This window comes from Halorhabdus utahensis DSM 12940 (assembly GCF_000023945.1).
In the GTDB taxonomy this organism is placed as follows: domain Archaea; phylum Halobacteriota; class Halobacteria; order Halobacteriales; family Haloarculaceae; genus Halorhabdus; species Halorhabdus utahensis.
Genome location: NC_013158.1, coordinates 2,773,446 through 2,785,745 on the forward strand (window position 1 = coordinate 2,773,446; position 12,300 = coordinate 2,785,745).

A 12,300-nucleotide genomic window follows, 5' to 3' on the forward strand; every position below is an offset into this window, starting at 1 on the left:
TTCGGCGTACTTCAGCCGTCTGATCCGGCTGCCCGTCTCCGAACACAGCGTGGTTTCACGAGGAGAGGCCTTACTCAGCCGCCCGCTCATCGACCAGTTCCTCCTCGATGTTCGTCTCGCTGAAGTAGGCGGCAAAGCGGACGCCGACGAGACTGACGACGATCCCGGCGATGAGGAACACCGCGAGTCGCGTCCCCGGCGTGAGCGTGAATCCCTCGATGGAGATGATCCCGAGATCGACCGATGAGACCGACATCGACGCGAACACGTCGGCGCGTTCGAGGAAGTATCCGCTGACACCCCGGACGACGAGACCGACCGCGACGACGCCGAACGGAAGGTTGAGATATGCGTTTCTGACGCCGTCCCGGCGGAGCAACTCGTCGAGTAACCGACCGGAGCTCGCTGCCAGGGCAGCTGCCGTCAGCCAGGGTACAGCGTCGAACCCGAACCGCATTGCCAGGATCAGGACGCTGTCGGAGGCCGTCGCCGAGACGCCGAGTGCCCCCACGAACAGGCCGATCAGTCCGAGCCCCGCGGCGACGACGTACGTGACGAGGGACACCTGTCCGGAGTACAGCGCGTTGTGTATCTGGCCGGGCAGCGTCTCGACGTACTCGTCGATCCCCAGTCCCTTGTACAACAGGAGCAGGCCGACGGCCGCGGCGATCGCGCCCAGCGCCATCGTGACGCTGTTGACGACCAGAAGGAGGATCGGCATCGCAAGCAGCGCGGCTCCGATCGGCACCAGGACGGTCTCCCGGAGCTCCTCGTCGGCCAGGAACTGCTTGAGCAGGTAGTACGTCGACTCGATGTCCCGGGCTTGCCGGACCACGACCCGATCGACGGCGTCGACGGCTACCCGGCTCTCGATGATCGGGACGAGGCGTTCGTCCTCCGTACTGTCGGTGACGACGATCGCCGAATCGGGCTCGTGGGCCGAGAGCAACTGCTCGGTCTGTCTGGCGACCGATCGGCTCACGCCGACCGTCTCACCGCTCCCCGAGATGACGGCGACAGTGACCGCTTCGCCGTCGGCTTCGAGATCGCGGGCGACACGCAGCCCTTCAAGCAGGCAGTTGACCCGGCTGTCCTCCGGGTCGTCGATGCCGAACTCGGTGACGAGCGATTCGACTGCGTCGGTCCCGACGATCGGCGGCTCCGCAACGCTCGCCAGGTCACCCCCGCGGTCCAGGCACACCACCAGTGTGCTCACGTCTCATCAGACGCTGCCGATCCATAAAAATCCCAAGCAATCCGGGGTAGAGAGTGAACGAGGTAAAACTTACAGCAGTCCCGTCTTCTGGAGCTTCATCAGGTCCTCGGTGTCGAGGGTCTCGCCGTCTTTGAACTCCTGGTAGATCTCCTCGGCTTCCTCGCGAGCGGCTTCCTGTTTCTCCTCGCGGCGCGACCGTTCTTCCTCTTCCTCTTCCTTGTCGAGTTCGCGAAGTCGCTTCTGGACGCGCACGAAGTCCTCGTGATGCTGGTCGGCCGCTTCCTGGGCCTCGACGAACTTCTCGTGCATCTCGTCGGCCTCGTCGCGGATCTCGTCGGCCTCGCGATAGGCCTCGATCATCTCGTTGTGATGTTCCTGGGCCTCGTCGGCGAGCTCGGTCACCTTCTGGTGGTGTTTGCTCGCCTCGGATCGGATCTCCTGGGCCTCCGCTTTGATCTCGTCGATGTCGTCGGTCTGTTCGAGCTTCTCCTTGCGCTCGGCGAGTTTCTCGCGCTTTTGCTCGATCTTCTCGATGAGTTCCTGCTCGTCCTCGGAGCTCAGGACCTCAGTCTGCTGTTTGAACTCGAGATCCTCGATCTCGTCTTCGAGCTGGTCGACGCTTTTGCCCTCGTCGAGCTCCATCTCCTCTTTCTTGTCCTCGACCTGCTCGAAGAGCTCGTTGGCCTCCGCGTTGAGCTCGTTTCGCTTCTCCTTGTGTTCCTGGACCTGCTCGTTGAGCTCGTCGCGCTTCTCGCGGTGTTCCTGGGCTTCGTCGACCTTCTCGCGGGTCTTGGCGTTGAGATCGTCGCGCTGTGAGGCACGCTCGCTCGCCATCTGGTTGAGGTCGTTTCGTCGATCCCGCAGTTGCCCGGCGAGTTTGATGAGCTCGCCCTTCGATTTGGTCTCGAGATCCTCGTCTGTTACCGATACGTTCTTTGATTCTTCAATCGAGTCTGTCATGATTACTCCTCTGTGCCATTCCCGCTCCGGCGTTCGACAGTACAGTCGCTACCGACTTGCTTTCGCCTTATAACTAGATTCCCTGTCATGTTGGGCGTCGCACGATACTGCCGAACGCACGGGGCGTTCAGGTATTTCGTATTACAGGAGACACTCATTTAAGTATTCCGGTGGATCCAGTCCATGAGTCGGCGTATCACACGTCTCAGGTCCCCTCTCGGGGGGATGTGAACCCGTCACATGAACCTTTATAACTGATATGTGTTTGAGACTGAGTGGCCGGCCAGCGACAGCGTGATCGTCTCGGCATCTTGCGGAATCGAGATCGACGTCACTGTCTCACTGCTCGCAGCGCCGATGGCGACGTCGGCTTCTCCGGTTTCACCGCCAACCTCCCAGGTGAGGCGGTCGGTGACGTCGGTTGGCAGGTCGTTGTGGACGACGACGTCCGATTCTCCACCCGCACGCGGATCGGCAAGCATCGCTTGCACTGGCTCGAAGGCGCTGGCGAGTGCGTCGTGTGCATCCTTGGGTGTACCGTCGCGCGCCAGGACGCCCATGCCGGCGTCGCCAAGATCACGGAGCGATCCAGCCACGAGTACGTCCGTCCCCCGCAGGCGAAGTCGTTCGGTGACCGTCGCGATCACGGACCGCTGGTAGGCCTGGGAGTCCTCGACGCCCCCGGAGACGTGATAGTCGTGAACCTCACGATCGAACCCGTCGACGTCGACGGGGTCTTCGACGCCCAGCGATCCCGCACCGTACTCCCCAACCACGGAATCGAGCGAGGGATTCCGCTCCAGTAGCTGATCGACGTCCACCGCCTGGCCGTATCTCCAGCCGGGATACAGCGACGTCGCGTCCGGCTCGATCCCGGGTGGCCCGACGACTGGCAGCGTGACGATACCGTCGGGAACCTCGGCGGCGACGGTTTCGGCGGGTTCGTGATCGTAGTCCGCCCGAAAACGCCGCCACCGGAGACGCAACCGGTCGAGGAACCCGGACCCGAGCGGTCCGTCACTCACCGTGACCGGATCGTCGTGGACGCTGATCGCGGCGAAGCCGGGGTGATGTTCGTACGCTGAGACGAGTCGACCGGTCAGGTCCCGGCCACGCTCGATGTCGAACGGGCCCGGCCCGGTCAGCGGGAGGTCCTGCCAGACCAAGACGCCGGCCTCGTCGGCCGCCTCGTAGACGGCCGGCGACGGGACGTGAGCGTGTGCCCGGACCAGGTTGGCGTTGAGGTCGACCGCTCGTTCGATGTCCTCTGGCTCGGCTGCGAGGAGACCAACGCCACGGGCCGTCATCGGCGTGTCGTTGACCCGGAGCCCATCGCTTTCGTCGTCGTCGACCGAGCACAGCCCCGTGGTCAGCGTGCGTTCGTCGTCGTCGAGCTTCGCCCGGATGACGTAGCGGTTCTGCTCGCCGAGGTCGTGGGGCCACCACAGGGCGGGATCCCGGATATCGATCGTGTATTCGACCGTCGTCCGTTCGCCGGCATCCGCCTCGATCGCCGTGCGATCCATCATTCCCCGACCACGGCGTGACCCCTCGGGCTTGACGGAGAACGTCAGCCGATCGTCGAGCGCTGTCTCGGCGAGGACGGTCGCCCGGACGTCGAAGCGCGCATCCTCGTCGTCGACCCGCGGGCGGGCCGAGAGATCGAGGATGTGGTGGTCCGTGTATGTCTCGACATCGACATCCCACCAGATACCGGGGACCGCGAGTTCGTCGGGGACCTCGTCGGTTTCGTAACTCCCACCGAAACGGTCCTCCGGCGGTCGGCATTCGACAAGCAGCTCGTTTTCGGCAGCGAGCGCGGCGTCGAGGCGGAGTCGGAGCGGCTCGAAGTAGGCGTCGTGTTCACCCAGAAACGTGTCGTTGAGCCAGACGCGAGCGTGCGCGTAGACTCCTTCCAGGACGAGCGTCGCGTGTTCGTCTTCCGCTGTCGGATCCGCGAACGTCGATCGGTAGGCCACGGCGTCAGCGCCAGCAAATGCCGCCGGCCGCCCCGGCACCTCGACCGGCTCCCAGGTCGCCGGATCGGGCCGGTCGCCGCCCGGCTCGACTCTCGCCGCCCGCCACTCGTTCATCATACGTGTGGCGGGGGCCGCCGCGGGCATATCCTTTACGTCCGCCGACGCCCCTCCTCTGTCTCGTCCCCGGATCGTCGTCTGTCACTTTCAGTTTCACTCCGGGGTTGGCTTGCCTTCATGCTCCTTGGGGGACACTGCTGATACATGCTCGAATCACTCACGCCGACCTGTGAAGCCGAGGGGTGTGATCGGGGGCTCCGCGACGACGATCGGCAGATCGTCTACGATTCGCCGGGCGGCACCCGTCACGTCTACGAGTGTGCGTGTGGGGCCGTCACGGTCACCGTCACGCGCTAGTCGTCGCCGTTTGCCCGCCGTCAGCGCCGGGGACGACCGCAACACTCAACCACCCGGTTCGACTAGCCGGCACATGACCGACACCGCCGACAGCGCGTGGGTGAGTCTCTTCTCCGGCGGCAAGGATTCGTCGTGGGCGCTGTATCGCGCGCTCGAAGACGGCCTGCCCGTTGAGCGACTCGTCACGGTCCACCCAGCCGGGGATTCGTACATGTATCACGTCCCGGCGACAGACCTGGCTCGTCTGGCTGCCGAGAGCATCGACATTCCGCTTCTGGAGATCGAGCCCGATGACTTCGGGGCCGGGGATGTGAGAGACGCCGGCGTGCAGGGCGACCGCGAACTCGAACCTCTGGAGGGTGCCCTGGCGGAACTCGACGACGAACTCGACGGTGGCGTAGCTGGCCTTGTTGCGGGTGCTGTCGAGAGCGAGTTTCAGACCAGTCGCATCGAGGGACTGTCCGACCGGCTCGACGCGGAACTGTTCGCCCCGCTGTGGCAGCGAGATCCCGTCGACCTCGCGGAATCGATGCTCGATGCCGGCTTCGAGATCCGGATCGTCAGCGTCTCGGCGGCCGGTCTCGACGAGACGTGGCTCGGGCGTCGACTCGACGCCGACGCGCTTGCGGACCTCCGGGAACTCAATGCCGAATACGGCGTGCACGTCCTGGGCGAAGGTGGTGAATTCGAGACGCTGGTTACGGACGGCCCGCACATGGATCGGCCGATCGAACTCGACTACGTGACCGACTGGGATGGGACCAGGGGATCGATCCGGATCGAGGATGCGTGGCTCGGCTAGCCCTTCTCGCAGTTAATCCGACAGATCCGGGACACGACGGTGTTTTTGCGCCCGCTGAGGCAGTACTATGGTCCGCTTGGACAGTGTTATGGCCCGTTGGTTATCTCCGTGTGCGCCCCGATGAGCGCCCCGGCGAGGTCGAGATGCTCGACGTGTGTGTTCTCGTCGATGATCGAGTTCCGGATTTCACAGTCCCGAATGGTTGCGTCGGCGAAGACGATCGAGTCCTCGACGGTCGAATCCACGATCTCCGCGTCGGGGAGGATGTGGACGTTGCCGCCGATCTCGGCGTTCTCGACGGTCGCCGAGTTGGCGATCACGCTATCACCGTCCAGGGCCCACTGGATCGCCTCGAGATAGCTGTCGGGCGTCCCGATGTCGAACCACGCCCCGTCGAAAGTAAAGGCATTGACGTCACCGCGGTCGACCAGCCACTCGATGAACCAGCCCGGTTCGTCCGGGTTGTTGCCGCCGTCGAGGTACTCCTCGAACCGGACATCCTCGGCCGGGAACGCGTAACACGCGATCGAGACGAGCGTGCTGTCGGGATCCTCGGGTTTCTCCTGGAAGTCGACGACCCGGTCGCCATCGACGGTGATGAGTCCGTACGCCTTCGCCCGCTCGCGCGAACCGACGTCGTAGGCGGCCAACGTCGGTGCGTCGTTTCGCTCGAAGGCATCGACGAACTCGCTCAGGTCGAAGCTGATGAGGTTGTCGCCGGCGACGACCAGCAGATCGTCGTCGGCCAGCCCCTCGCGGTCGACGAGCTGGGCCAGTGCTCCGATGACGCCGAACTTTTCGTCTTCCTCGACTGTCTCTTCGACGGAGAGCCTCGGTTTCTCGAAGTCGGTCTCGGCGATGTGATCGAGAAAGTCGTCGGCGAAGCGTTCGTTCGTGGAGACGTAGACGTCCTCGATCCGATCGTCGGATTCGAGTTCGCCGAGGACACGATCGATGACGGTCGTGTCACCGATCGGGAGGAGCATTTTCGGGCGATGACGGGTCACCGGCCACAGGCGAGTTGCGTACCCGCCTGCGAGGACGACGGCTTGCATGTCCAACCACTGGTGGCCCCCTGCCAAGTTCTTTTTCCATTCGTTCGCATTTCGATGCGGTATTTCCGGACGCTATTGCCGGATTACCGGCCACGCCGTTCGTTTTCACTGGTTGAGAATGGCCCGTTGGATTATCCCGACAGTTCCCCTATGTGTAGACAGCAATGCCCGGTATGCGCGCGGAGATCGAAGTCCTGTCCCCGGAAGCCTGTCCAGTCGCCGGACTCTCCGAACAGGCGGACGACCCACTGACGTCCGTTTCCCGGGCCGGTAACGCCGAAGGCACGGTCACCGAGGAGTTTACGGTCAGCGGTGACGCGACCCTCACCGACGACCGACTCAGCCAGTTGTTCGAGTACCGCTCTGCGAGCGTCTACCGGTTTCACCACGAGTCCCTGGACTGTGTCTGTGAGTTCGTCGAGGACCACGACCATCCCATCTCGGAGATCCGCGCCCAGGATGGGTCGCTCGTCCTCTCGCTGCACCTGACGACGATCCAGGACCTGCGTGACCTCGTGACGGACCTCCGGGAACGGTACGGGGCCGTCCGGATCCGGTATCTCCTCCAGGTCGAGAGCGACGAGGAGGGCAGTACCGACGTGATCCCGATCGATCGCAGTCGGTTGACTGACCGTCAAAAAGAGGTCCTCGAGACGGCCTACCGGATGGGCTACTTCTCGTACCCACGAGACGCGAACGCGACCGACGTCGCCGCCGAACTCGACATCGACGGGTCGACGTTCACGGAACACCTTGCGGCCGCCCAGTCGAAGCTGATGGACGAACTCCTCGCGGAGATGTGAGCTATCGTCGACGACAGTCGCTTGATCTCGAATCCGTCTCATCCGGGTATTCGAATTCTCGAAGGCTGAGAGTTTCGGCCGGCCTTATTTGTACAGACGGCGGAGCGCCATCCACGATGCACGTCGCAGACGACGTTACCGAGTTCATCGGGGACACACCGCTGCTTCGACTCGATGACGGAACCGGGACGACCGTCCTGGCCAAGGTCGAATCGTTGAATCCCTATTCGGTCAAGGATCGGATCGGCAAGTCGATGATCGAAGCCGCCGAGGACGCCGGGGAGCTCACTGACGACACCGTCGTGATCGAACCGACAAGCGGGAACACGGGGATCGCACTCGCGAGTGTCTGTGCCGCCAAGGGGTACGACCTCGTACTCACGATGCCCGAGTCGATGACCGAGGAACGGAGGCAGTTGCTCGCCGGCCTCGGCGCGGAACTCGAACTCACTGACGCCGACGGTGGGATGAGTGGTGCGATCGACCGTGCCCACGAACTCGCCGCGGAACACGACGACGCCTTCGTCCCCCAGCAGTTCGAGAACCCTGCGAACCCGGCCGCCCACCGCGAGGGAACCGGCCCGGAGCTGTGGGCGGACACCGACGGCGAACTCGACGCGTTCGTCGCCGGGATCGGTACCGGCGGCACGATCACCGGTGTCGGGCAGTTCCTCCAGGAAGATGTCGAGGCCGATGTGGACGTGATCGGCGTCGAACCCGCGGATTCGGCCGTCCTCTCCGGTGAAGAGGCCGGCAGCCACGGTATTCAGGGGATCGGTGCCGGCTTCGTGCCGGACATCCTCGAGATGGATCTCCTGGACGATGTCGTGACTGTGGATCGCGAGGAGTCGATCGCTGAAGCCCGCCGGATCGCCAGCGAAGAGGGACTTGCAGTCGGCATCTCCTGTGGCGCAGCGGCCCACGCAGCCAGAGAGGTTGCGGCCGATTACCCGGACGACGCCGTCGTGGCGACGGTGTTACCCGACACGGGCGAACGGTACCTCTCGACTGATCTGTACGCCGACTCGTAGGCCCCGGACAGTTCTCATCCGTCGTTTTTGGCCTGCCACCGTCCGGTGGTCCGCACCAATTTATAAGTATCTGCCATGTATTTAATCAGACGGATATACTATGGCAGCTGACTCTTCACAGAATACGCGACTCGTGGAGTGGTACGAGGAACGGATCGGACAGCCAGGTACCGACGACGAAGTGACGGGTTACTGGATCTTCGTCCTCGGGCTGTTGCTCGGCATCCTCGGAATCTTCATGGTGATCATCAGCGAGCCAGCCTCCGTGCTCAGGGGCTGGGGGATCGTCGCCGGGGCGATCGCGCTGGCGTTGATCATCGCCGGCCCGCTGGTCCGTCTCCCGCTCGATCAGTACGCTTCGATACTGATTCTGGTCGGGTTGGTCGTCAGTATCGTCGGCGTCCTGTGGTTTACCATGGCGTACCCGGACAACTGGCGAGTGCAATCCAGCCCGATCATCGCGGTGTATGGGGTCGGCCTCCTGATCATGGCCGTCGGGGGCGTCTTCGCCCCGCTGTTGACGACCCGCTCCGAAGCGGAAGCCAGTCGTCTCCGGGACGAACTCGCCGACGCGATCCAGGACGAGACTGACCTGGCGGGCGTCGTCGACGACCTGCGGGCCGCACTCGCGGACGCCGACGCGGACGAGGCCGATCTCGCCGGTGAGATCGACCGCCTCCGGGCGGAGCTGACCGATACTGCCGCAGACGAGGACGATCTGTCCCGCCAGCTTCGGACGCTCCGAACGAGCCAGTCGCGGTTCGAACTCTACGAGGACGCCGGCGGGCAGTGGCGCTGGCGACTCCGCCATCGGAACGGCAACCTGATCGCCAACGGTGGCGAGGGCTACACCCGGAAACACAACGCCCAGAAGGGGATCGCGGGCGTCCGCCGGGACGCCCTCGGTGCGGAACTCCTGTTGATCGAAGCCGAGGAAGACCTCCCGGCCGAAGACGAGACCTTCGAACCGGTGGCGGTCGCCGAGAGCCAGGCCACCTTCGAGGTGTACACTGACAACGCGGGTGAACACCGGTGGCGGCTCCGGCACGACAACGAAAACGTTCTCTGTGATTCCGGTGAGGGGTATGATTCCCGGAGTAACCTCAAGCGGGCGATCGACCGAGTCAAAACATACGCCGGGTCGGCGGCGTACCTCCGGTTCGATCCGACCGGCTTCGAGATCTACGAGGACAACGCCGGCGAGTATCGCTGGCGGTTGGTCCACCGCAACGGGAACGTCCTCGCCGACGGCGGGCAGGGCTACTCGCGGTATCACGACGCCCGACGGGCCGTTGATCGGCTCCGTGAGGATCTCGATGATTACGAGTTCGAGATCTACGAGGACAACGCCGGCCAGTTCCGCTGGCGGCTGACGGCCAGCAACGACCGGATCGTCGCCGACAGCGGCCAGGGATACAACGACCGCGACGAGGCAGAATCGGCGGTCGAGCGGGTCGAGACGTACGCGCCCGACGCTGATGCCCTCGACGTGGGGCCGGCTGCCTTCGAGATCTACGAGGATGCTGGTGGCAAGTGGCGCTGGCGGCTCCGTCACCGCAACGGCAATATCCTCGCCGACAGCGGCCAGGGATACGACGACCGTTCGGGTGCACGCGACGGGATCGAGAGCGTCAAGCGCAACGGCCCGAACGCGGATACTGAAGACGTCTGAGAAACGGGAACGTGGACGTTGAGGGACGTCGCGGAATTTTCGACCGCCGGTTTTCGGATCACGCTGCCATGTCTGCCCGTCGCTGATTTTCGGCGTTCACCGACCCAGACCGTGGTCTTTTATTCGCGTCGGCTCCGAGACGCCGGTATGATCCTCTCAGACGCGGACATCCTCGACCGGCTCGAAGCGGGCGACCTCGTGGTCGAGCCGCTCGACGAACCGGACCTCCAGATCCAGCCTGCCAGCGTCGATCTCCGACTCGGCCGGGAGTTCCTCGAATTCCAGCATGCGAACATCCCGTGTATCCACCCGACGAGCGAGCAGGAGGTCGCCGAATACGTCGAGGAGACTGTCGTCGACGAGGGGGGCGAGTTTATCCTCCACCCCGGCGATTTCGTCCTCGGCACGACCGTCGAGACCGTCGAGATCCCCGACGACCTGATCGCCCACGTCGAGGGGCGTTCGTCGCTTGGCCGTCTTGCGGTTGTGGTGCATGCCACTGCGGGGCTGGCCGATCCGGGGTACCGGGGCCAGATCACGCTCGAACTCTCGAATCTCGGCACCGCCCCGGTCGCGCTCACGCCAGGCATGCGCATCTCTCAGCTGACCTTCACCGAGTTGAGCAGTCCCGCGGAGCGCCCCTACGGCGAGGAGCGCGGCTCGAAGTATCAGGGTCAGGAAGGGCCACAGGCGTCCCGGATCCAGGGCGACAGGGAATTTGGGGGGGACCAATGAAATTCATCGAGGAGGTGGTCGTCGAGGAGTTCCTGCCGACGTTTCGGTCGATGCTGGCCGAGCGTCTACGGGATCGCGGACTGACCCAACTCGAAGTCGCTGATCAACTCGGGATCAGCCAGAGCGCCGTCTCGAAGTACGCACATGGTGAGGTCGATCGCAACGAGCGGCTGCTCGAAGACGAGCGACTCCAGGAGCTGACTGACCGTCTCGCCGACGGACTGGCTGCAGGCGATGTCAGCCCGGTCCAAGCGCTGGCCGAGGCGGAAGTGTTCGTTCGGCAACTCGAGCAGGGAGACCTCCTGGCTCAACTGCACGAGGAGTCGTTTTCACCGCTCGCGGAGCACGCCGGCACGCTCGCGATTCACGATCCCGAAAGTCGGGTGCGCCAGTCCGAACAGGTCCGGTCGTCCGTGCGGCGGGGGCTGGGGATGCTCGAAAACGCCAGCGGGTTCGCCCGGTTGATCCCGGCGGTCGGGTCGAATCTGGTCGAGTGCGTCCCGGATGCCGAGGGGATCGACGACGTGGTGGCCGTCCCGGGCCGGATCCTCGACGTCAAGGGGCGGGCGGCAGTGCCGGGCGACCCCGAGTTCGGCGTCAGCGAACACGTCGCGAACGTCCTCCTCACCGCACGCCGCCAGGGGAGCGACGCGCGCGCAACGCTGAACGTCGCCTACGACCCGTCGGTCGTCACTGCGCTGGAGGCACAGGGTCACGTGGCTGTCGAATTCGATGCCGATACCGACCTCGATGCCGCCTTCGAGGCGATTGACGCCGCCGCCGCAGACGTGCTCTATCAGACTGGTGGGTTCGGCGTCGAGCCGATCGTCTACGTTCTGGGGCCCGATGCACCCACGACTGTCTCGCGGGTCCGGGAGATTCTCGAGCAGGTGTGACGGATGGTCGACGTCGACGCTGTACGCCGGTTCTACGGCCGCTGGGCGAGGTATTACGACGTCCTTGCTGACACGGCACTCGTCGGTTCCTGGCGGCGGCGCGTCGTCGACGGGCTCGATCTCGAAACAGGTGACCTGGTGGTCGAGATGGGGTGTGGGACCGGGGCGAACCTCCCGCTATTGCGAGAGCGGGTTGGTCCCTCGGGCACAGTGATCGGCGTCGATCTCACGCGTGGCATGCTTCGAAAGGCACACCGACGAGTCGAGCGCGGCGGCTGGTCGAACGTGCATCTCGTTGCGGGTGACGCGACTCACCCCCCGACCACCGCCGACATCGATGCCATTCTCGGGACGTTTGTCGTGGGGCTGTTCGACGACCCGGCGGCTGTGGTCGACGAGTGGGTGGATCTGCTCGCCCCGGGTGGCCGTCTCGGCGTCCTCGAAGCCGGGCCGAGCGACCGACCGATCGCGAGACCGATGAACGTCGCATTCCGGGCGTTCACACGGTTCTCCGCCCCGTCTGGCCGCCGAGCTATCGAATCGCCGGCCAGGTCGCTACACCGTCGAATTCAGGACGTGCGTGATCGGCTCGATACCCGGACGACCGACACCAGTCACGACGAGTTCGGGCTCGGGTTCCTGTTCTGTTCGGTCGGCCGTCGTCCGTGAGTCCCTCTGCCTGGCTGGGTCTGACTCATCGTCGGTGAGTCCCGCCAGTCCGGCCGGGGCTGTACACG

12 protein-coding genes are annotated in these 12,300 nt (G+C 64.4%); 8 read left to right on the forward strand and 4 right to left on the reverse strand.

Annotated features, from left to right (window positions below):
• Positions 1-70: 70 nt before the first annotated feature.
• The 3 genes from HUTA_RS13255 to HUTA_RS13265 all read right to left on the reverse strand — a co-directional run bounded on the left by HUTA_RS13255 (position 71) and on the right by HUTA_RS13265 (position 4,272).
• Positions 71-1,216 (reverse strand): DUF373 family protein, encoded by a 1,146-nt coding sequence (locus HUTA_RS13255; protein ID WP_049941355.1) that lies wholly within the window; start codon positions 1,214-1,216, stop codon positions 71-73.
• Between the two features lie 69 nt (positions 1,217-1,285).
• On the reverse strand, positions 1,286-2,176 hold the full coding sequence (locus HUTA_RS13260; protein WP_015790428.1) for a coiled-coil protein: 891 nt from the start codon (positions 2,174-2,176) through the stop codon (positions 1,286-1,288).
• A gap of 248 nt (positions 2,177-2,424) precedes the next feature.
• The gene (locus HUTA_RS13265) at positions 2,425-4,272 is read right to left on the reverse strand and encodes a glycosyl hydrolase 2 galactose-binding domain-containing protein (protein WP_049941356.1); all 1,848 of its coding nucleotides are present in this window, start codon (positions 4,270-4,272) and stop codon (positions 2,425-2,427) included.
• 144 nt (positions 4,273-4,416) lie between these two features.
• Between HUTA_RS13265 and HUTA_RS15685 the strand changes: the two genes are divergently transcribed.
• Both HUTA_RS15685 and HUTA_RS13270 read left to right on the forward strand, forming a co-directional pair.
• Positions 4,417-4,569, forward strand: coding sequence for a hypothetical protein (locus tag HUTA_RS15685; RefSeq protein WP_015790431.1), 153 nt, complete (start codon positions 4,417-4,419; stop codon positions 4,567-4,569).
• Positions 4,570-4,642: 73 nt separating this feature from the next.
• The gene (locus tag HUTA_RS13270; protein ID WP_015790432.1) at positions 4,643-5,371 is read left to right on the forward strand and encodes a diphthine--ammonia ligase; all 729 of its coding nucleotides are present in this window, start codon (positions 4,643-4,645) and stop codon (positions 5,369-5,371) included.
• 86 nt (positions 5,372-5,457) lie between these two features.
• Here the strand turns inward: HUTA_RS13270 and HUTA_RS13275 are convergent, their stop codons facing one another.
• Positions 5,458-6,426: a sugar phosphate nucleotidyltransferase gene (locus HUTA_RS13275; RefSeq protein WP_015790433.1), complete on the reverse strand. Its 969-nt coding sequence runs from the start codon at positions 6,424-6,426 to the stop codon at positions 5,458-5,460.
• A 164-nt stretch (positions 6,427-6,590) separates the two neighbouring features.
• Here HUTA_RS13275 and HUTA_RS13280 point away from each other — a divergent pair, with 164 nt between their 5' ends.
• The 6 genes from HUTA_RS13280 (at position 6,591) to HUTA_RS13305 (ending at position 12,232) form a co-directional block, all read left to right on the forward strand.
• Positions 6,591-7,229: a helix-turn-helix domain-containing protein gene (locus HUTA_RS13280; protein ID WP_015790434.1), complete on the forward strand. Its 639-nt coding sequence runs from the start codon at positions 6,591-6,593 to the stop codon at positions 7,227-7,229.
• A gap of 116 nt (positions 7,230-7,345) precedes the next feature.
• Entirely contained in the window at positions 7,346-8,260 is a 915-nt protein-coding gene (cysK, locus tag HUTA_RS13285) for a cysteine synthase A (protein ID WP_015790435.1), read from the forward strand.
• 100 nt (positions 8,261-8,360) lie between these two features.
• Positions 8,361-9,932 (forward strand): DUF1508 domain-containing protein, encoded by a 1,572-nt coding sequence (locus HUTA_RS13290; RefSeq protein ID WP_015790436.1) that lies wholly within the window; start codon positions 8,361-8,363, stop codon positions 9,930-9,932.
• Between the two features lie 147 nt (positions 9,933-10,079).
• Complete coding sequence (dcd, locus tag HUTA_RS13295) at positions 10,080-10,667, forward strand: dCTP deaminase (protein WP_015790437.1); 588 nt, start codon at positions 10,080-10,082, stop codon at positions 10,665-10,667.
• Positions 10,664-11,563 (forward strand): thiamine-phosphate synthase family protein, encoded by a 900-nt coding sequence (locus HUTA_RS13300; protein ID WP_015790438.1) that lies wholly within the window; start codon positions 10,664-10,666, stop codon positions 11,561-11,563. Before dcd ends, HUTA_RS13300 begins: the two co-directional genes overlap by 4 nt.
• Positions 11,564-11,566: 3 nt before the next feature.
• Positions 11,567-12,232, forward strand: coding sequence for a class I SAM-dependent methyltransferase (locus tag HUTA_RS13305; RefSeq protein ID WP_015790439.1), 666 nt, complete (start codon positions 11,567-11,569; stop codon positions 12,230-12,232).
• Positions 12,233-12,300 lie beyond the last annotated feature (68 nt).

Bases quoted from the DNA above. Each gene is read 5' to 3' on its own strand.
- HUTA_RS13260 (WP_015790428.1), bottom strand. From the start codon at position 2,176: ATGACAGACTCGATTGAAGAATCAAAGAACGTATCGGTAACAGACGAG.
- cysK (WP_015790435.1), top strand. From the start codon at position 7,346: ATGCACGTCGCAGACGACGTTACCGAGTTCATCGGGGACACACCGCTG.
- HUTA_RS15685 (WP_015790431.1), top strand. From the start codon at position 4,417: ATGCTCGAATCACTCACGCCGACCTGTGAAGCCGAGGGGTGTGATCGG.
- HUTA_RS13275 (WP_015790433.1), bottom strand. From the start codon at position 6,426: ATGCAAGCCGTCGTCCTCGCAGGCGGGTACGCAACTCGCCTGTGGCCG.
- HUTA_RS13300 (WP_015790438.1), top strand. From the start codon at position 10,664: ATGAAATTCATCGAGGAGGTGGTCGTCGAGGAGTTCCTGCCGACGTTT.
- HUTA_RS13305 (WP_015790439.1), top strand. From the start codon at position 11,567: ATGGTCGACGTCGACGCTGTACGCCGGTTCTACGGCCGCTGGGCGAGG.
- HUTA_RS13290 (WP_015790436.1), top strand. From the start codon at position 8,361: ATGGCAGCTGACTCTTCACAGAATACGCGACTCGTGGAGTGGTACGAG.
- dcd (WP_015790437.1), top strand. From the start codon at position 10,080: ATGATCCTCTCAGACGCGGACATCCTCGACCGGCTCGAAGCGGGCGAC.
- HUTA_RS13280 (WP_015790434.1), top strand. From the start codon at position 6,591: ATGCCCGGTATGCGCGCGGAGATCGAAGTCCTGTCCCCGGAAGCCTGT.
- HUTA_RS13270 (WP_015790432.1), top strand. From the start codon at position 4,643: ATGACCGACACCGCCGACAGCGCGTGGGTGAGTCTCTTCTCCGGCGGC.
- HUTA_RS13265 (WP_049941356.1), bottom strand. From the start codon at position 4,272: ATGATGAACGAGTGGCGGGCGGCGAGAGTCGAGCCGGGCGGCGACCGG.